Source organism: Algisphaera agarilytica (genome assembly GCF_014207595.1).
GTDB lineage: Bacteria > Planctomycetota > Phycisphaerae > Phycisphaerales > Phycisphaeraceae > Algisphaera > Algisphaera agarilytica.
Window position 1 is genome coordinate 81,907 of record NZ_JACHGY010000001.1, and the last position, 19,989, is coordinate 101,895.

16 protein-coding genes and 1 tRNA gene are annotated in these 19,989 nt (G+C 63.6%); 10 read left to right on the plus strand and 7 right to left on the minus strand.

The annotated features are described in order from the left end of the window. Nucleotides 1–10 precede the first annotated feature (10 nt). The 7 genes from HNQ40_RS00345 to trpB all read left to right on the plus strand — a co-directional run bounded on the left by HNQ40_RS00345 (nt 11) and on the right by trpB (nt 9,483). Complete coding sequence (locus HNQ40_RS00345) at nt 11–2,581, plus strand: serine/threonine-protein kinase (RefSeq protein WP_184675250.1); 2,571 nt, start codon at nt 11–13, stop codon at nt 2,579–2,581. 100 nt (nt 2,582–2,681) lie between these two features. After that, the gene (locus tag HNQ40_RS00350; protein ID WP_184675251.1) at nt 2,682–3,518 is read left to right on the plus strand and encodes a hypothetical protein; all 837 of its coding nucleotides are present in this window, start codon (nt 2,682–2,684) and stop codon (nt 3,516–3,518) included. A 103-nt stretch (nt 3,519–3,621) separates the two neighbouring features. Then, nucleotides 3,622–5,487, plus strand: a complete 1,866-nt coding sequence (locus HNQ40_RS00355) for an ATPase, T2SS/T4P/T4SS family (RefSeq protein ID WP_184675253.1) — start codon at nt 3,622–3,624, stop codon at nt 5,485–5,487. Nucleotides 5,488–5,490: 3 nt separating this feature from the next. Next, on the plus strand, nt 5,491–6,342 hold the full coding sequence (locus HNQ40_RS00360; RefSeq protein WP_184675254.1) for a type II secretion system F family protein: 852 nt from the start codon (nt 5,491–5,493) through the stop codon (nt 6,340–6,342). Next, nucleotides 6,342–7,241 carry a type II secretion system F family protein gene (locus tag HNQ40_RS00365; RefSeq protein ID WP_184675256.1) on the plus strand — a complete coding sequence of 300 codons (900 nt, stop codon included), beginning with the start codon at nt 6,342–6,344 and terminating at the stop codon, nt 7,239–7,241. Before HNQ40_RS00360 ends, HNQ40_RS00365 begins: the two co-directional genes overlap by 1 nt. Then, complete coding sequence (locus tag HNQ40_RS00370) at nt 7,238–8,212, plus strand: FHA domain-containing protein (protein WP_184675257.1); 975 nt, start codon at nt 7,238–7,240, stop codon at nt 8,210–8,212. Before HNQ40_RS00365 ends, HNQ40_RS00370 begins: the two co-directional genes overlap by 4 nt. A gap of 38 nt (nt 8,213–8,250) precedes the next feature. Then, complete coding sequence (gene trpB, locus HNQ40_RS00375; protein ID WP_184675259.1) at nt 8,251–9,483, plus strand: tryptophan synthase subunit beta; 1,233 nt, start codon at nt 8,251–8,253, stop codon at nt 9,481–9,483. Nucleotides 9,484–9,596: 113 nt separating this feature from the next. Here trpB and HNQ40_RS00380 read toward each other — a convergent pair whose 3' ends face one another. Together HNQ40_RS00380 and xseB are read right to left on the minus strand one after the other, a co-directional pair. Next, nucleotides 9,597–10,784, minus strand: a complete 1,188-nt coding sequence (locus HNQ40_RS00380) for a prepilin peptidase (RefSeq protein ID WP_184675260.1) — start codon at nt 10,782–10,784, stop codon at nt 9,597–9,599. A 105-nt stretch (nt 10,785–10,889) separates the two neighbouring features. Continuing rightward, nucleotides 10,890–11,111 (minus strand): exodeoxyribonuclease VII small subunit, encoded by a 222-nt coding sequence (gene xseB / locus HNQ40_RS00385; protein WP_184675261.1) that lies wholly within the window; start codon nt 11,109–11,111, stop codon nt 10,890–10,892. A gap of 397 nt (nt 11,112–11,508) precedes the next feature. Here xseB and HNQ40_RS00390 point away from each other — a divergent pair, with 397 nt between their 5' ends. Further along, nucleotides 11,509–12,216 carry a PEP-CTERM sorting domain-containing protein gene (locus tag HNQ40_RS00390; protein ID WP_221435308.1) on the plus strand — a complete coding sequence of 236 codons (708 nt, stop codon included), beginning with the start codon at nt 11,509–11,511 and terminating at the stop codon, nt 12,214–12,216. 87 nt (nt 12,217–12,303) lie between these two features. On the opposite strand, the gene xseA is transcribed toward HNQ40_RS00390, so the two are convergent. The 3 genes from xseA to HNQ40_RS00405 all read right to left on the minus strand — a co-directional run bounded on the left by xseA (nt 12,304) and on the right by HNQ40_RS00405 (nt 16,363). Further along, nucleotides 12,304–13,623 (minus strand): exodeoxyribonuclease VII large subunit, encoded by a 1,320-nt coding sequence (gene xseA, locus HNQ40_RS00395; protein ID WP_184675264.1) that lies wholly within the window; start codon nt 13,621–13,623, stop codon nt 12,304–12,306. A 407-nt stretch (nt 13,624–14,030) separates the two neighbouring features. Further along, nucleotides 14,031–15,170: a dipeptide epimerase gene (locus HNQ40_RS00400; RefSeq protein ID WP_184675266.1), complete on the minus strand. Its 1,140-nt coding sequence runs from the start codon at nt 15,168–15,170 to the stop codon at nt 14,031–14,033. A gap of 80 nt (nt 15,171–15,250) precedes the next feature. Further along, complete coding sequence (locus HNQ40_RS00405) at nt 15,251–16,363, minus strand: DUF1611 domain-containing protein (RefSeq protein WP_184675267.1); 1,113 nt, start codon at nt 16,361–16,363, stop codon at nt 15,251–15,253. 220 nt (nt 16,364–16,583) lie between these two features. On the opposite strand from HNQ40_RS00405, the gene gap reads away from it, so the two are divergent. Together gap and HNQ40_RS00415 are read left to right on the plus strand one after the other, a co-directional pair. After that, nucleotides 16,584–17,603: a type I glyceraldehyde-3-phosphate dehydrogenase gene (gap, locus tag HNQ40_RS00410; protein WP_184675269.1), complete on the plus strand. Its 1,020-nt coding sequence runs from the start codon at nt 16,584–16,586 to the stop codon at nt 17,601–17,603. A gap of 227 nt (nt 17,604–17,830) precedes the next feature. Beyond that, on the plus strand, nt 17,831–18,583 hold the full coding sequence (locus HNQ40_RS00415; RefSeq protein ID WP_184675270.1) for a uracil-DNA glycosylase family protein: 753 nt from the start codon (nt 17,831–17,833) through the stop codon (nt 18,581–18,583). A gap of 64 nt (nt 18,584–18,647) precedes the next feature. Here HNQ40_RS00415 and HNQ40_RS00420 read toward each other — a convergent pair. Both HNQ40_RS00420 and HNQ40_RS00425 read right to left on the minus strand, forming a co-directional pair. Next, nucleotides 18,648–18,720 (minus strand) — tRNA-Gly (locus HNQ40_RS00420). Between the two features lie 281 nt (nt 18,721–19,001). Beyond that, nucleotides 19,002–19,973, minus strand: coding sequence for a S1 family peptidase (locus HNQ40_RS00425; protein WP_184675271.1), 972 nt, complete (start codon nt 19,971–19,973; stop codon nt 19,002–19,004). Nucleotides 19,974–19,989 lie beyond the last annotated feature (16 nt).

The window sequence follows — 19,989 nt, forward strand, 5'->3', positions numbered from 1 at the left end:
AAAAGGCCCCATGCCCGACCCCTCCACCCCCGGCAATCCGAACCCCGCCGTCACCACCCTAAGCCTCAAACCGGGCGACAAGGTGGACGCCTTCACCGTGGTCGACACCATCGCCACCACCGGCTCTGCGGTCGTCTACAAAGCCCACGACGACCTGCTCGATCGCCACGTCGCCATCAAGCAGATCATCCTCGGTCAGGAAGACTCCGACGAGGCCCTGCGCAAACGCATCCGCGAAGAAGCCGCGATCCACAAACGCGTCTCGACATCGCAGCCCAAGCACCTGATTCAGTTCATCGATGCCGTGGACGACCCGCGCGGCCTGATGCTGGTGGGCGAGTACTACCCGTCCACCTCGCTCGAAGACCTGCTCCAGAAAACCGACGCGCCGCTCGACGAACGCCAGGCCCTGGGCATCGTCGCCGCCACCGCCAAGGGGCTCGAAGCCATCCACGGCATGGGCGTCGTCCACCGCGACCTCAAGCCCAGCAACATCCTGCTCGGCGACGACGGCGGTCTGAAGATCTGCGACTTCGGGCTCTCCGCTCTCATCGAATCCCAAGACTCGCTCTCGCTCGGATCGGTCCGCTACATGGCCCCCGAGCTGCTCAAGTCCGAACCCGCCGACGGCCGGGCCGACCTCTACTCGCTGGGCATCATCGCCTACGAGATGCTCGCGGGCCGGGGCAACTTCGACGTGGCTTTCCGCAACGTCCTCCGCGACCAGCGCAACCAGGCGATGCGATGGATGAAGTGGCACACCAACCTGCGTGTGTCCGCCCCGCTGCTCGACGAATACCTGCCCGACCTGCCGACGCACCTGGTGCAGCTCGTGTCGCGGATGATGGACAAGGACCAGGCCCGCCGCGTGGGCTCGGCCGAAGACGTGGTCGAAGCGATCCGGCGCCACTTCACCGGCGACGGGCCCGACCTCGACCTTGCGCCCAGCCGATCCATCGACCACCCCGCCATCACCACCAGCACCCCCGGCGACACCACCGCCCTGCCCAGCCGCAGCAAGCTGCCCCTGCTCCTGGGCAGCTTCCTCCTGTTCTGGGTTGTCGTGTTCGGCGTCCTGTTTGCGATCAACGACTACAAGAAGACCGCGGCCTACGAACAGAAGCTCGCCGCCGCAACGACGTCGATGGACCAGGGCAACACGCTGTACCAGGAAGGCGACTTCGCCGGGTCGCTTGAGAGCTACGAATCCGTGGTCGCGGACTGGCCCGCCGAGAGCGACATGGCCCAGCGGGCGACGCGCGGCAAGCTCAAAGCCATGGGCCGGATCGCGTTTGCCGAAGCGCGTTACGACGACGCCGTGGACGTCTTCGAGCAGTACAAAGATGCTGGCGGCAACCCCGCCAACGTGGACGGCCTGATTCTCGAAGCGAAAGACAACGAAGCCTTCGCCCAGATCGATCTGACCATCCAGAACGACGTCGAAAACGCCGACTTCACGGCCGCGCAGGACACCCTGAAGAAAGCCCGCGAGCGTGACTGGAACGACGGGCAGAACGCCCGGCTGGATGCGCTCGAAACCCTGATCGAAGAACGCCGGGCCGAGGCCCTCGCCGCCCAGCGGATCGAAGACGCCCGCCGGCTGGTCAACGAAGGCGACCGCCCCGCCGCGATCGCCACCCTCGAAGACCTGGCCAACCTCCCCGAAGAGGGCCAGACCCTGCTCGAAACCCTCAAGGCCGACCAGGCCTACGACGACGCCATCGCCAAAGGCGAGGAAGCCATCCGCACCGGTCGGCTCGGCGAAGCCGTCGACTCGCTCAACGCCGCCCTCGCCCTCCGCCCCGACTCCGAACTGCAAGCCCGCATTATCAAACTCGACGCTCGGCGACTGGCTGCCGAGGCCGCCGCGCTGTTCGACGACGGCGAAGTGGGGGCCGCCAAACTCCGTATCGCCGCGGCGCTCGAAAAAGACCCCGAGAACCCCGACGCGCTGCGCCTTCAGAAACAGATCGCGGTGAAGACCGAGCTGACGCAGATCGAGCAACGGGGCGACGCCGCACTCGCCGCGGGCAACCTCGACGCTGCGATCACCGCGTTTGAAGAAGCCCTCGCGCTGGCCCCGGGCGACACCGCCCTCGCCGGCAAGCTCAACCGCACCCGCGTCCGACGCGGGCTCGATCAGGCCCGTGCCGCGATCGACGCCGACGAACTGACCCAGGCCGAGGCCCTACTCAAAGACGCCCAGCTCCTCGATCCCGACAGCGAAGACATCCTGGGCCTCCTCGCGCAAATCGAAACCCAACGCGGCTACGACACCTTCGTCCAGCAGGGCGACCGGGCCAAAGAAGCGGGCGACTTCGGACGCGCCAAACGCTTCTACCGCCAGGCCAAGGAGCTCATCCCCGGCAAGGAAATCGATCAACTGCTCGAAGACCTCGACTACGCCCAGTACCTCACCCAAGCCAGGGACTTCATCGCCAAGGGCGAGTTCGCCGCCGCCCGCGCCATGCTGCTGCAAGCACAACGCATCCGCTCAACGCCCGAGATCGAAGAGCTGATCAAGAAGACCGAAAGCCAGACCCCACCCGAGGGCGAAAGCCCGCCCCCCGCGGACGAGTGACCCCCACTCGTGAGCACCGCCCGATCCCGGCCTCGGCCGCGTCGGCCATCAACCCCACGCCCCGGACCGATACCCGGAACCGCCCCCCGGAACCCTTGCCATGAGTCAAATGCCCGGTTCGCCCACCGTTCCACTGCCCAAAAAACCCGGCAACCTCGGCGTCTCCAACCCCGGCCCCGCGCCCGCCAGCCCCAAGCTCGTGGGCCTTGCGCTGCTCATCGCGCTGATCGCCGTGGTACTGGTCAACCTCTACATCATCGGGATCAAGAAGGCCGCTCAGGAAGGCGAGTTCCGCTTCTTCCGTCTGGTTGTCGCCAAGGACGTCGGGCAAACGCTCGAGCTCGAAGACGTCCGCCTCGTGGGTGTGCCCGAGAGCTTCCGCGACGCGTTCCGCGACGTGGTCGAATCCAACAGCCAGGGCCAACCGCTGCGGCTGGGCGACCCGTTCACCCGCCGGGCCGAGGTCGGCGAGCCGCTCACCACCCGCATGTTCGACGACCTCACCGGCGACGAAGCCCGTCGGCTCATCACCCAGGGCTACCGCGGCGTCTCGCTGCCGGTGGTCTCCAAGACCCTGCCCGACCCGCTCAAGTCCGAGATGCGTGTCGACATCCTCGCCCCGGTGCGTGCCCCCGGCGGCCGACAAGAGATCCTGCCGGTCATGGAAAACGTCCGCGTGGTGAGCGTGGGCTCCCGCACGATCGTCGATGAAAAATCCGGCGGCCGCGCCTCGTCCAACTTTGAAACCCTCACGGTCGAAGTCCGACCCGACGAAGCCGTGTTGTTTGAAGCCATCACCCAGGAAGTACAGAAGACCGGCGTGTACCGCGTCCTGCTCCGCTCGCCCGACGATCAACGCCAGGCCTACATCACCGAAGGCGGCCTCAACCCCGAAATCCTCGAACGTTTCGGACTTAGCGCCGCTTCGCGGCAGTGATGAGTTAACAGTGAACAGTGATGAGTGAGAGTCACTGGAATCTGTAGAAAGCTCGTGCCTTTACTCATCACTGTTCACTCGTCACTCATCACTCTGACTTGATATGCAATTCTGGCTCTACGACCACAGCAACAACCTCCGTCACACCCTCGAGGCCGAGGGCGACCCGATCCATATCGGGCGTGACGACGGCTGTGACATCGTGCTCAAGAGCCCCTTCGTCGCCCCCCGCCACGCCCGCATCCTGCGCAAGGGCAACCGCATGGTCGTCGAAGCCCTCAGCCAGGCCGGTACCCGTGTGGCCAACCGCGAGGTGCAAAAAGGCACCCCGCTCTACGTGGACTTCGGCGACGAGATCCAGATCGGCCAGTTCACCATCGCGATGGTCGGACGCAACGGCGACGCCGTCGACTCCCGCACCGCCGACGACGAACTGCTCCAGGCCCGGCTCATGGAGCTCGAGCAAGAGGTCCACGCCGAGCTGCTCGAGCGGATGAACCTCCGCGTCACCGGCAGCATCCGCAAAGACGACTCGGCCTTCCTCAACGAAGTCCTGTTCCACCTCGACGAGGTCTTGCAGAGCCGCATCAACGCCCTCGACTCCGACATCATCCGCCTCGCCTGCCGACACCACCTCGAGCGCCTCGTGACCGCCGAGGTCGTCCGCCAGTGCCAGGGCAAAGTCCAGACCGAATACAAGTCCGGCGACGACCGGCTGCTCGACCCCGCTCAGGAAACCAAGATCACCGAGCTGGTCACGTCGCTCGTCGACATGATGCCGCTGCTGTTCGACCCGTCGAGCGTCAGCGAAGACCTGGCCGTGGCGGAAGACTCGTTCGACGAGTTATTCGACAACGAATACCCCACGCTCGACCACGAGGTGACTCGCTACATCGTCCAGCGCACCGTCGCCAAGGACATCCAGGACATCATGCTCGGCCTCGGCCCGCTGCAGGACCTCCTGGAGATGCCCTCGGTCAGCGAGATCATGGTCGTCGGCAAAGACCGCATCTACATCGAGAAGAACGGCATCATCCAGCCCACCACCCGTACGTTCTTCTCCGACGACGTGCTGCTGTCGATCATCGAGCGCATCCTCGCGCCCGTCGGCCGACGCGTGGACACCTCCGTGCCGCTGGTCGATGCGCGTCTGGCGGACGGCAGCCGCGTCAACGTGGTGATCCACCCGCTCTCGCTGGTCGGGCCGTGCCTGACGATCCGCAAGTTCGGCTGGGTGCCGTTCACCATGGACGACCTGGTCGAACGCGAGGCGCTGAGCGCCAACGTCGCCAGCTTCCTGCAGGGCTGCATCATCGGCCGCTCCAACATCGTCATCGCCGGCGGCACCGGCTCGGGTAAGACCACCCTGCTCAACGTGCTCGGCGCCTACGCCCGCCCCAACGAACGCATCATCACCGTCGAAGAGTCGGCCGAGCTGCAACTGCCCCAGCCCCACGTCGTGAAACTCGAAGGCCGTCCCGCCAACATCGAGGGCAAAGGGGCCTACACCATCCGCGAGCTGGTGCGCAACAGTCTGCGGATGCGCCCCGACCGCATCATCGTCGGCGAGGTCCGCGGCCCCGAAGCCATGGACATGCTCCAGGCCATGAACACCGGCCACGACGGCTCGCTCTCCACCGTCCACGCCAACAACCCCCACGACGCGATGAAGCGCCTCGAAGCCCTCGTTCTCATGGCCGTCGAGATGCCCATCCGCGCGATCCGCGAACAGATCGTCACCGCCGTCGACCTCGTCGTGCAGGTCACCCGCTTCGCCTCCGGCCACCGCCGCGTGACCGCGATCTCCGAAGTGACCTCCATCGACCCCGAGACCGGCCAGGTCCGCCTCGAAGACATCTTCACCCTCAAGAACCCTAAACAACCCACCCTCCGCCACACGGGATACATCCCCACCTTCGCGGAAGAGATGGTGGAGCGCGGCGACTTCGACGTCGACGTTTTTCTCTGACCCATGTTTAATCCTCCGCTCTTCATCCTGCTCAACCTCTGCGTGTTCGCCGCCGCGTACCTGCTGGTGCGCTACGGCAAAGAGCCCGCGGTGCAGTTCCGGGCGCGGCAGGAGTTGGCGTACGACCGCGTGCTGCGGCGACAGCTGATGATGGACGTCGAACCCAGCCAGGCGTTCTGGATGGCGGTGTCGGGGGTGGGGGTGGCGTTCCTGTTTTCGTTTTTCCTGACGTTCAACCTGTTCGTCGCGGTGGTGTGCGGCATCGCGGCCTACTTCATGCCGGCCATCGTGATCCGCCACCTCGAACAGAAACGCCGCCAGCAACTCGAGTCGCAACTGGTGGACGGGCTCACCACGATCTCGGCGGGCGTGAAGGCGGGGCTCAACCTCGTGCAGTCGATGGAGATGCTCGTCGATAACCAGACCGGCCCGATCAAGCAGGAGTTCGAGCAGCTGCTGCGTGAGTACAACATGGGGCGCGACCTCAACCAGGCGATGCGGGCGGCGAGCAACCGCATCGGCTCGCCGTTGTACCGGCTGACGTTCACCGCGATCGAGATGCACCGAGTGCGCGGCGGCGACACCGGCGAAAGCATGGACCGCCTGGCCGATGCGGTGCGTGAGATCAAGAAGCTCGAAGGCAAGCTCGACGCGATAACGGCCCAGAGCCGATCGCAGGCATCGATGATGGCGGTGATGCCGTTCGTGTTCGTGTTCATCCTGTGGATCATAGACCCCGAAGGCATCCGTCTGTTGTTCACCGAAACCATCGGCCGGGTGCTGCTGTTGATCTGCGGAGCGCTGATCCTCGGCGCGTTCCTGTGGATCCGAAAAATCATGGCGGTGGACGTGTGATGGACCTCGAACTGATCCTCATCTCGGTTATCGTTTTCGTCGGTGTGTTCCTGCCGATCTACGCGATCTTCCGCTACCCGGTGCCCGCCGCCCCGCCGGTGAACCGACGGATCGCGCGGGCGATGGGGGCCGACCGCGCGACGATCTTCGAGCTGCCCGCGCTCGCGCCGGTGCTGAACGCGGTCGTCGCGATCGCCAACCGGTTGAACCTGCCGAAGATCCGCGCCGACATCCGGCAGGACCTCGACGCCTCGGGCAACGCGTCGGGCTACAGCGTCGAGCAGTACCTGGCGTTGTGCGTGCTGTCGGCGTTGAGCGTGGCCTTCCTCGCGGGGCTCGGCGAGCTGTGGCTAGGCGGCGGCCTGCTGCTGGTGGTGCTGCCGCTGGGGGCGGCCGGCGGGTTCTACGTCCCGCTCATCCTCCTGCACGGGGCCCGCAACCGCCGCGTGATCCGCATCGCCAAGCAGCTGCCCTACACCCTCGACCTGATCGCGCTGGTCATGGCGGCGGGTTCGAGCTTCGGTGAAGCGATCCAAACGCTCATCCGCGACAACCCCGAAGACGAACTCAACCAGGAACTCAAGATCGCCTTGTCCGAGATCGAGTTCGGCGCGACGCGGGCCACGGCCCTGAAGAACCTGGCCCAACGCATCCCGCTGGAGAGCCTGCGCAGCGTCATCGCGTCGGTGAACCAGAGCGAAAAGCTCGGCACGCCCATGGCGGCGGTGCTGAAGGTCCAGGCCGACATGCTCCGGGCCCAGCGTGGCGTGATCGCCGAAAAAAAATCCGCCTCGGCGAGCCTGCGCATCCTCGTTCCTTCCATGATGATTATGATCGCGGTGGTGCTCATCGTGTTCTCGCCGATGATCATCCGTTTCATCAAGGGTGAACTGTTTTGAATCAGCATCTGCTCGAAATCACGATCACCGCCGGCCCGAGCGCGGGCCAACGCGTGCGGGTCAACCACTCCCCCGCCACGTTCGGCCGGGGCATGGACAACGCGCTGGTCATCGACCTGCAGACCGTCTCGCGCGTCCACGGCGAAATCCGATACGAGGACGATCGCTGGGTCGTGGCCAACCTCTCGAAGAACGGCACCAGGCTCAACCGCCGGGTCATCGGCCGTAAGCCCCGCCCGCTGAGCGACAACGACCAGATCGTCGTGGGCAATCAGCCGGTGATGACCGTGGCGCTGCGTGAGGGCGAGGGCGACGGGCCGACCGTAGCCGCCGCCGAAACCAAAGACGTGGGCACGGCCAACGCCGCGCCGCCCCGCCCGGGCATGAGCCCGCGGACCAAGCTCTGGCTGGCGATCCTGGGGTTCTGGGTGACTGTATTCGGCGTGGCGTTTTTTGTTTCGAGCGGGGCCGACAGCGGCGCGACCCGGACCGGGCCGAGCGTGCCCATGCTGACCGATCAGGAGATCGCCAAGGCCATCCGTGCCCCTCTGCCCAAGCAGGAGGCCTCGCCCCGCACCGCGGCGAATCACTTCGACGAGGCCGAGGCGTTCTACGGCATGATCAACGCCGACCCGCAAAACGCCTTCCGCGCCCTGTTCGCCTACAAGACCGCCCTGTCCTTCGCCTACAGCGACGACTTCATCGACGACCGCGACGACTGGGGCGGCAAACCCGTGGCCGACCTCGCCGTCGCCCAGAAGAACTACATCGAACTCGAAGCCCAGCTCATCGACGACGTCCAGCGTCTCTACAAAGACGCCCACGGCAAGCTGATGGACCGACGCCACGGTGAGGCTAAACTAGCTTTTGAGAAAGTCTTCAAACTCTACAACGACCCGCAGAACCCGATCTACAAAAACGCGCTCAAGCAGCGCGACCTCGCCCGGCAACGCCAGGACGCCAAAAAATAATCGCCCCTCGGAATGATCCCCGGGCCCGAAAGAACCCCATGAACCAGTCCGCCACCGAATCCGCTCTCCCCGCCGCCCCGTCGGTCCCCGACGAGTTGGGCCACTACGGCCCGTTCGGCGGCAGCTTCATCCCCGAGACGCTCCACAAAGCCGTCGCCGAGCTCGGCGAGGTTTACGAGGTCGCCAAGGACGACCCCGAGTTCCAGAAGCAGATGGCCGAACTCAACCGCGACTACATCGGCCGGGCCACGCCGCTGCAGTTCGCCCCCCGCCTCACCGAGCACGCAGGCGGCGCTCAGATCTGGATCAAACGCGAAGACCTCGCCCACACCGGCGCCCACAAGATCAACAACGCCATCGGCCAATGCCTGCTCACCATCCGTATGGGCAAGAAGCGCATCATCGCCGAGACCGGCGCTGGCCAACACGGCGTCGCCACCGCCACCGCCGCCGCGAAGTTTGGCCTCGACTGCGAAGTCTTCATGGGCACCGAAGACATGCGCCGCCAACGCCCCAACGTCCTGCGCATGCAGCTCATGGGCGCGAAAGTAACCGGCGTCGAGTCCGGCAGCAAAACCCTGAAAGACGCCACCAACGCCGCCATGCGCGACTGGATGGCCACCAGCGAAACCACCCACTACACCATCGGCAGCGTCGTCGGCCCCCACCCCTTCCCCATGATCGTCCGCGACTTCCAGTCGGTCATCGGTAAGGAAACCTACGAGCAGAGCCTCGCCCAGCTCGGCAGACTTCCCGACTGCATCACCGCGTGCGTCGGCGGCGGGTCCAACGCTGCGGGCATGTTCCACCCCTTCGCCGTGCGTGAAGAAGCCAAGGACGTCCGCCTCGTCGGCGTCGAGCCCGGCGGCGTCGGCACGGAGTTCGGCAAACACGCCGCGTCCCTCTCCCAGGGCAGCCCCGGCGTACTCCACGGCTCGCTCTCCTACGTCCTCCAGGACGACGACGGCCAAACCGCCCCCGTCCACTCCGTCTCCGCCGGCCTGGACTACCCCGGCGTCGGCCCCGAACACGCCTACTGGAAAGACTCCGGCCGCGTGTCCTACGCCAGCGTCACCGACACCGAAGCGCTCGACGCCTTCCAGCTCATGTCCAAGCTCGAAGGCATCCTCCCCGCCCTCGAGTGCAGCCACGCCATGGCCCACACCCTCAAGCTCGCCGCCGAGATGCCCAAGGACGAAATCATCGTCATGAACCTGAGTGGCCGCGGCGACAAAGACCTCGACGAAGTCGTCCGCGTCCTCAAGTTGTAATAAGCCGCTTGCGGCTCAGCGCTCCCCACCCCCACGAAGCGTCGCGGCTCCGCCGCGCTAACGCGGCCAAGCCGCGTCGCTTTCATGTAATGCCCCCATCCCGAAACACCTACTTACGGAAAAATCGCGTCCAAAATCGGTGTCCGCCAAACCATCACCACAACCGTCGCGCCACACAGGTACGGCCCGTAAGGGATCACGCGCACTTTGCCTTTAACCAGCGCCGCCACCCCCGCCATCACGACCGCCGCAACGATGCCGAAGAACGGCGCAATGAAAAACGCCAGCGTCGTGTCCCGCCAACCGATCACCGCGCCGACCGCCGCCATCAGGTGCACATCACCCAAGCCCATCGCTTCCTTGCCGAAGCCCAGCGTGCCGAGCACCCGGGTCGCCCAGACGATGCCGCCGCCCGCGAGGTAACCCAGCTGCACCCCGCCGATGACCTGCCATAACGGACTTATGGATTCATCGATCAGTTCGGGCGGTGCCGTCCGTCCAGCGGCAGCCAACGCTTCGCCAACAAAAAATCCTATCGCCGCGCCCACGATCGGGAAGATCAAAAACAACATCTCCTTGCCGATCTCACGCCGCGGGTGCGGGTGCACCAAAATCAGATTCGGGTCGTCCGGGTCCGCGCTCTCGGGCAGCGGGATTTCCTCCGCGAAACTCAGCGGCAGCTTTTTCAGCCGCAGCAACACGATCGCCACGATCAGCCCCACCGTGCCGCCGATCGCCAGGCCGACTTGATCCGTCACCGGGATCAACATCTCGTACGAATCGCCCACAACCAGCAAATCTTCCGGCACCCAACCCGCCGCCACCACAATCGGCAACCCGCCCACCGCGACGCCGGTGATGAGCCAGGTGATCCCCAGCGGGATGATGTACAGCTTCGCATCAATCATCGTCGCCGCGATCATGCACGACAGCAGCACCAAATGCACCGCCAGCACCGGCCACGTGTCCACCACGCCCGGCACCGCAAACACCTCACGCAAATCCGTGAAGTAGTACGCATACGTCAGCCCGAAGAACAACAACCCCGTCACCGCTTCGACCAGCGGGTACTGGATGCTGATCTTCATCTTGCAATACCGGCACTTGCCCCGCAGCCACAGCCAACCCAGCACGGGCACGTTGTCGTAGATCGCCAGCTTCTTCTCACACCCCGGGCAACGCGACGGCGGCGAGATCACGCTCAGCCCCGCCGGCACGCGGTAGATCACCACGTTCAGAAAACTGCCCACACAGGCGCCCCAAATGGTCAACAGGATGAGGGCAAAGACTTCGATGGGCATGGGGGTGGGGATTTCGGATTGGGGATTTGGGATTTCGGGAAGCTAGACGCTGGTATATCGGCTAGGAACGCGGACCATCCGAAATCCGCAATCCGAAATCGAGCTTCATTCGGCGTCTGAATCGCCTTCAGCCTCGCCATCCGCGGTCAGTTCCCCGATCTTCTTCTCCGCCGAGTCGAGGATCGATCGGCAGCGTTGGATGAGCTTGGTTCCGTCTTCGTAGCGCTTCAGCGCGTCTTCCAGGCCGATCTCGCCGGACTCGATCTGCTCGATGAGCTCTTCGAGTTGGTCGATGGCTTGCTCAAAACTCGGGGCCTTCTTGGTCATGGGCAGCATTATCGCGATTCGGGCGTGTTGTGCGTTCTCCCGGTCTCCGCCTCGGGTATCGGTGAGCCCAGGCATATGTGATCAGGCCCGCATTCTATTGCTCACATCGGTTAAGACCAATGCGACACTTTCCGAGGCCGTGCCACGCTGCGGCGTTGACTGCCGGATGGGGGCAAGCACGACGACAAGCGCTGTCTTGATCGATGGCGCAGAAGTGATCAAAACACAGCGGCTTTTATGTCAATCAACCGCTTTATTGCATTCATACTTAGGCCATGGCAGCAATTGCCTCGTCCCTCGCGGATGGTTGAGTTTCTTTTTTTGTTTCTATTCTGGAGCCCACACAATGAAATCGCGGTTTGGAATTTCTATCTGGGGTATCGCTGCGCTCGTGGCCATGCCATCCCTCGGTGGTCAGGCTTCGGCCCAGGATGTTTACCTTGAAAAAGACGGGCTACTAGTGCTCGAGGCCGAAGCCGCCGACGTTCCCAGCAACCACTGGCAAGTCGAGAGTGCCGTTGCGGGCGCTTCGGGCGGGACCTACCTGCGGGCCAAGACCAATTCATTCGGAACCCCGGGTATGGGCATCATCGATTACCACTTCGAAACCACCACCACCGGCACCTTCCAATTCAACTACCGCACCCGCATCGGCCAGGGCAGCAGCAGCACCGATCACAACGATACCTGGGTCCGCCTGGTGGATGACAACAGCAACCCGGTGGTGCCCGTGGTGAACAACAACGACATCCGCACGGGGCAGTGGATGAAGGCGTACCGCAATGGCGATATTACTCAGTGGATATCCCAAGCCTCGAATCTCGACAACGTCGGCCGATCGATTTCGTGGTCGCTGGAAGAAGGGATGCGCTACTCGCTACAGATCTCAAGTCGATCGGCCGGGCACCTGGTCGATCGACTTTATCTATGGGATAAGTCGCAATACAACTTCGCCGACAAGGATCGCGGCTTCGGAGCCAACGAGAACGCCCTGAATGCTTTTGGCAATTCCCAGCTGGTCCCCGAGCCGGGCACCGCGGTGCTCACGCTTGGCGTGGTAGGTGCCGTACTGTTGGGCCGCCGAAGATTCGGGACATCGGCTTAAACTGATCCGGTCTTTCCTCCGGACAACCGGCACGCTTTCGCGAAGTATCTCCAGGCTTTCACCGCTCGCCCCGAATCGCAAGGCTATTCACGCAAACAATGTCGGCTCGCCATCCTCGCCCTTCAGGGGTTTGGCCTTCCGGGGCGTGCGTGGTTTACGGGGCTTGGGGGCTGGCGTTTCGCCGTTGACCGTCGACACCACCTTTCCATCCGCCAATACGGTCGTCAGCTCGCTCCCGGCCGCGGCGTCATCGGCGTTTCGCAACAACTTCCCGCCCACCAGCGTGTAGCTGTACCCACGCTTGAGCACGTTCGTCGGCGAGACCGCATCGAGCGTCCGAGCCATCGCGTCCAGTCGCTTGCGTTCGTCGCCCACCCGACGGGGTAGGGAGGCGGCGAGTTGTTCGCCAAGCCGGTCGACGCGTTGGCGGGCGTCGTCAACAAACCGCTGGGGTTGGCTGAACAGCGGGTGACGGGCCGCGGCGTCGAGTCGGTGGCGGGCGACCTCGGCCCGGCGTTGCAACGCCAAGCTCATACGCCGAGCCAGTTGATCGACCTGCTGCTCAAGCACCGCACGGTCGGGCACCAGCGTCATCGCGGCTTGCGTCGGCGTGGCGCAGCGCAAGTCAGCAACCAACTCGGCGACGGTCGTATCGGTCTCGTGGCCGATGGCCGCGATGATGGGCAGCGAGCAGTCGTACACCGCGTCCGCCACGATGCGTTCGTTGAACGCCCAGAGGTCCTCGATGCTGCCGCCGCCGCGGGTGAGGATGATCGCGTCGATGCCTTGCTTGGTCCCGTTCTGCGACAGGTCTTCGAGCGCGGCGGCGATCTGCGGGGCCGCCTCATCACCCTGCACCCGAACGTCAACGAGCACGAGTTCGCAGCCCGCCCAACGCTGCTGAGCGGTGTTGATCACGTCCTGCAGGGCTGCGGCCGAGCGCGAGGTGACCACCGCGATCTTGCGCGGCACGGCCGGCAGCGGCTTCTTGTGTTCGAGGTCGAAATACCCCAGGCCACGCAGCTCCTGGATCATCGCTCGGAGCGCGAGTTCGCGGGCCCCCTCGCCGACGGGTTCGAGCTTGTCGACGTAGAGCTGGACGCTGCCCTGGGCGTCGTAGAAATCGATCCGGCCGGTGGCGACGACTTCGAGGCCGTCGCGGACCGGGAAGCCGACCTTGCGGGCCGCCGAGGCGAACATGACGCTGCGGATGGAGGCGTCCTGATCCTTGAGGCTGAAGAACCAGTGGTTGCGGTCCGAGAGGTTCGACACCTCGCCGACGACGCGGACCCGCCGGGGGAGGTTATCGGTGAGCGCCGCCTTGATCTGCCCCGCCAACTCCCCGACGGACCACGGGCGGTCGGCGGATTCATCGGGTTCGTTGCGATCTGAATACAAACTGGACATGGGGTCAGTGTAGCGGGTCGGCACCGTTCGCCGCGTCGCTTGACGACGCGCGTCCGGGGCGCTTACCGAGTCGTGGTCCAACACCCACGCGCGGGGACAAGCCCCGCGGCTAACGGATCGAACGCGCGCACAACACGTCGCATTGGCACAACGAAAACACGGCCCGTGTCAAAAAATTTTGTTTCTTGTCCGCACACAGTTTATGGGGAACGCCAAGTCCATCACGACCCCACAGTGCGCACCATGCCGACGCCCCGCCCCTCATTGACGACACCCCCGGAACGCGCTCTTTGACAACCGCATAGCTCACACCCCGCCGATGTTCGGCGGCTTGCCACTGGTCTGGTCTAATGGTGGTCTAACCGCAGACCAGACCACCAGACCAAAACCGGACCACTTCCGGACCCTCAGGCCGTGGGCAGTTCGCGGTTGAGCGTGACGCCGTTGCCGTGGGCAGCCGCGCCTTCGGGGAAGATCGCGACGCCGTCGGTGCCGAGCTTCACCCCGTCGGCCGGGTCGCTCCCGGGGGCGAGCAGCAGAGCCCCGTCCATATCGACGTAGTCGAGCAGCGGCAGGAACTGGGCCACCGCGCTGATGCCCACGGTCGTCTCGGTCATGCAGCCCATCATGACCTTGAGGTCGAGCTCACGAGCCTTAGCAATCATCCGCCGGGCGGGCGTCATGCCGCCGCACTTGCTGAGTTTGATGTTGATGCCGTGGAAGAGGCCCGCGCACTTCTCGACGTCGCTCTCGGTCTGACACGACTCATCCGCCATGATCGGCAGGTCGCTGCCGAAGTACACCGCCTCGTGCTCGCTCCGCGGCGCATCGGGCGGCAGCGGCTGCTCGATGAACTCGACGTCCAGGTCTCGCAGCGGGCCCGACGCGCGGATCGTTTGCTCCGCATCCCACCCCGTGTTCGCATCCACCCGGAACACCGCATGCGTCTCCTCCCGCAGCCGACGCAGCACCGCCAGGTCGACCTCCAGTCCACCATCCGCCTCCGGCCGACCGAGCTTGATCTTGTAACTCGGAAAGTCGGGGTACTCGCGGAGCTTGGCGACCATCACCTCGGGGGCGTCCATGCCGAGGGTGTAGTTGGAGAGGAGCGAATTTTGATGGTCAAGGTGGAGTAACTCGCCAGTTGAGATATCGCGGTTCTTGGCACAGAGATCATGAGCCGCTTGATCAATCGCGCATATCGCAAATTTAATCTGGGTTTCAAAACCGTCTGCGTAACCAGAAGGAAAGAAAGGTGGTTCATCCTGGCCGTACAACCCCCAATCGTCTTCCACAACGCCTGGCTCAGGTATGCCTGTGATGTAATTCAGAGTAGATGTTGGTCGTACTCCTTCAAACCATGCCACCATCTTTTCAACCGTCACCCCCATGTACGGAATCGCCGGTGCTTCGCCGTAGCCGGTGTGGCCGGTTTCGGGGTCGTGCAGGGCGACGATGAGGTTGCGTTGGACGGTGCGGGTGCCGTGGGCGATGGTCCAGGCGTGACGCAGGGGGAGTTCGACGGGGTGGAGGGTGAGTTGGAGCATCGCTTTGTTTTTGCCGCAGATTTCGCAGATGACGCAGATTCCGTTTCGAATTTAATCGGTGCAATCTGCGAAATCTGCGGCTAACTGCCTTTCCCAAGTTCAGCCTTCAACGCCAGCACCGCGTCCACCAACCGCCCCGGGCCTTCGCGGTAGACATCGCACACGGGCAAACCCAATTCGTCTTCAACGCGCTGGCGTTCGGCTTCCACGGCTGCGTCATCGGGTAACCGTCGGCTGTTGAGCGCGACGCCGATGAACTTGCACGGCTTTTCGAGGTTAGCGACGTGTTCGTAGAGTGGTTTGATCGTGGCGAGGGGCGTGAGCGGGAGGTGGGGTCGGCCGTGCATGTGGGGGCGGTCGGCCTCGTAGCAGAGGATCAGGCCGTCCGGCAGGGTGCCGTGGAGCAGGCCATAGGTCACGCTGGAGTAGCTGGGGTGGACGAGCGTGGCCTGGCCTTCGATGACGAGGATGTCGTGGTGCTGGTTGCGTTTGATGAGGCGCTCGGAGGCACCGTTGATGAAGTCGGCGACGACGCAGTCGATCGGGCTGCCACCCGCCGTCGGATCGTTTCGTTCCTCGTCGGTCATCTCGATCGCTTCGTTGATCCCGGGGGCGACCAGGATGCCCGTCTGCCCGGTGGCGACGAACTTGGCGTCCTGCCCGGCCCGCTGCAGCCCCAACGCCACCTCCACCGACGCGACCATCTTGCCACACGAACAGTCCTGCCCAACCGTGTGGATCTTCAAACACTCGGCCCGCAGGTCTTTGCGGTCCGCCACCACCCGCTCGTCGTTCTTCCGCACATCCCACAGCGTCGCCCCGCCCCGCTCGGCCGCCGCCACGATGCCCGGGTCATCGGCCAGGAACTGGTGCAGCCCGGCCGTGACATCGATGCCCCGGGCCGCGGCATGCAGGATCACGCTCCGCATCGCCCCGGGCAGCCGGCCGCCGGGCGGGGCGACGCCGACGATCAACTCCTCAGGCCACCCACCACTCTGTTCCAGTTGTTCCAACCCCGCCACGATCGGCGTGTCGCCACCACAACCCAGTAGAGCCTGGGCCGTACTCCCCGCTTGCTCGCTGTCGATCAACGCCACCACCTCGTCCCCGCGGTAGCGCAGCAGGCTTACGGCGGTCTTGGCGGACAACGGGTTGGTCTGTCCCTCGGTGAGGACGGCGAGACGGCGGGGCAAAGCGGGCTCCTGAAGGGGTTTGGACCTCGTTATAGGATACCGCCGAAGCCCGGCGGAGAGTGTCGTAAACACTTGTGATTCCGCACGTTTCTCGTCTTATTAACACGTCGGATTTGACACTAGGACTTAAATGCCTAGTGTGTCTGCTCACGCGCTGCCTGCGACGGCGGCCGAGGCTCACCGCCTCATCTCCCACCCCTCATTTTGGAGTATTAGAGCAATGGCGCTCAAAATCGGTATCAACGGATTCGGACGCATCGGCCGCCTCGTCTTCCGCGCCGCCCAGGCCACCGAAGGCGTCGAAGTCGTCGCCATCAACGACCTGTTCGACAACGACGCCCTGGCCTACCTGCTGAAGTACGACTCGGTCCACGGCCGATTCGACGGCGAAGTGTCGTCCGACGACGAGAACCTCTACGTCAACGGCAAGACCATCCGCTCCACCGCCGAGCGCGACCCCGCCAACCTCAAGTGGGACGCGGTCGGCGTCGACTACGTCGTCGACTCCACCGGCTTCTTCACCGACTACGACGGCTGCGTTAAGCACATCGCCGCCGGTGCCAAGCGTGCCGTGATCTCGGCCCCCACCAAGAGCCCCGACCAGGTGCCCACCATCGTCATGGGCGTCAACCACGAGTCGCTCGACGCCTCCGCCAAGGTCGTCTCCAACGCGTCCTGCACCACCAACTGCCTCGCCCCGATCGCCAAGGTCATCAACGATGAGTTCGGCATCGCCAAGGGCCTGATGACCACCGTCCACGCCATCACCGCCACCCAGCCCACCCAAGACGGTCCTTCCAAGAAGGACTGGCGCGGCGGCCGTGCCGCGGGCGTGAACTGCATCCCCGCCTCGACCGGCGCCGCCAAGGCCGTGGGCCTGGCCCTGCCCGAGCTCAAGGGCAAGCTCACCGGCATGGCGTTCCGTATGCCGACCATCGACGTCTCGGTCGTCGACCTCACCGTCGTCACCGAAAAAGAGACCAGCTACCAAGCCATCTCCGACGCCATGAAGGCCGCGGCTGAAGGCCCCATGAAGGGCTACCTCGCCTGGACCGACGACCAGGTCGTCTCCACCGACTTCATCCACGACCCCCACTCCTCGACCTTCGACCACGGCGCGGGCATCGAGCTCGACTCGACCTTCTTCAAGGTCGTCTCCTGGTACGACAACGAATGGGGCTACTCCAACCGCGTCATCGACCTGATGAAGTACATGGCCACCCAAGACGGCATCAGCTAAGACCGCCGCAACAACTTAAAGCCCAAAGCCCACACGTGATCTCAGATCATGTGTGGGCTTTTTTACAACGCCAGAGCGCAAGCGTTTCTTTTGCGGCGTCCCCGAATCTACATGGGAGGGCGAGGCTCTGCCGAGCCGTGAAATTTCGGCGACACCCGGCTCGGAAGGAGCCTCGCCCTCCCGTCAAACCGTTATGCATCCATCGGTTCCGCGATAAGCTATCGCTCATGGCCCGCCCCACGAAAACCGCCCAAGCCCTGATCGACGCCGCCCGCGAATTGTCCGATGCGTGCGACCGCCTGTCGTTTTCCGACCCGGTCACCCACGTCTACAACCCGCTCGCCTATGCCCGGCCAATGCACGAGCAGTACCTCTCGCGCTTCGGCCGATCACGCAAACGCATCCTCATGCTCGGCATGAACCCCGGGCCCTGGGGCATGGCCCAGACCGGCGTGCCCTTCGGCGAGGTCGCCGCCGTCCGCGACTGGATGAAGATCACCCAACAGCTCGACAACCCGCCCACCCCCGACACCGGCCAACACCCCAAGCGCCCCGTCGAAGGGTTGGCGTGTTCACGTTCCGAAGTCTCCGGCCGCCGCGTCTGGGAACTCATGCAGCGGCGCTACGGCCAACCCGAAGCATTCTTCAAAGAACACTTCATCACCAACTACTGCCCGCTCGTGTTCATGGAGCAAGGCGGCAAGAACCGCACCCCCGACAAGCTGCCCGCCAGCGAACGCGAGCCGCTCGAAGCCGTGTGCAACGCGCACCTCCAGCAGATCGTCGAGATACTCAAGCCCGCCTGCATCGTGGGCATCGGCAAGTTCGCCGAGCAAAAAGCCCGGACGGTACTCGGCGAAACCGATGCGATGAAGATCACCACGATCCTCCACCCCAGCCCCGCCAGCCCCCTGGCCAACCGCGGCTGGGCCGAACGCGCCACCCAGCAAATGATCGAAGCCGGTCTTTGGTCCGCCTAGCTCAAACCATTCCCGGTGATACAACAGATTGACCAAACCCCGAAATGTTTGATGAAATTTAGAAAGCGGGTGACCGGATTCGAACCGGCGACATTCAGCTTGGGAAGCTGACGCTCTACCAACTGAGCTACACCCGCATTTTGATCACAAGCCGTTGTTGGCAAGGGGCTTGCGAAGCCGAAATCCGTTAGGCGCATGGCCGCTCGGAGGGTTTCCAACCATGGTTCTAACCAAAACTTGGTTGAAGTGCCGAGTGTACCACCCTTGACGCCCGGCGACCACAGGTGGCTTGCAGATGCACTACAGGTGACGAGGCAGTGGTATGTCTCTCGATCGACCTAAGAGGTCGCATCGAAGGTTCCAGGAAAGTGCTTCAATTGTTCCCCTGGCTGGAGTTCCAAAACGGCGGTCGCATCCACTATATACCTGATCGGGGTCGACGGGCCAGGGCTATAGCACCTGATAGAAAGAGTACAGAGAAAGCACCTGGCTCCGGAATGTAACTGGTAATCCAATCCCCAGCATGTGACAGTCGCACGACGCCAACCATATCTGTGTAGCTTGAGTTGTTACTTCCATCCCATGCGAGGTTCATACTAATCGTTCCGATCAATACCGAGTCACCGTTAATTTCGGCAAAAACACCGCCTCCGCTATCACCGATCGTAGGAAGCATCTCTAGCGCCAACGGATCAGCCGCGCCCATGCGGTTGATTCTCCGATCGCCAGCCAAGATCGTTGGAATAGCGGTATCGCCGAACGCGGAGTTTGCAGGCAAGGCCAGTTCAAGCGGATATGGGTAATCAAAATCAGCCATCAAGAGACTGTCGTCTAGCAAGAACCAGAAATCCGAACCTACTTCATCGAGGGTGTTATGCCCCGCAATCTTCTGGCCAAAATTGCTAGTCGGTCCCGACAAGCCATGACCTGTGCGGCCGAAACCAACAAAAGTCGTGACTTCACCCAAGACTTGAGCCGAAACATCAATGACCGCAGGATTCACACCAACCACAGGACGGTCGAGATGCACCAGCGCCAGGTCATTGCCACGGAACACACTTCCGCTCCAGTCTGGATGGATCACTACGCGGTCGGCGTCGTAGATCACACCATCGATCAGAAAGTGGTTCCGCGAGCCAACAATTGTATGAGCGGCGGTCAGTACCCATCGGCTGCCAATCAGGGTGCCTGAACTGTATTGCCCTGAGCCCCCATCTTCAGCGCCCGACCAGATGCGTCCGACCGAAGGGTATTGCTCCGCGAGCTCACGATAATACTGATCAGATGTGTCGTGGCGAACAATGCCTGCAACTGTTGACCCACTCGTAACGGTCAAAAGAAGAAACACAAATGAGAACAAAATACAGAAAAGGTCAACTCTATTATCCATATCGATACTCCACTCA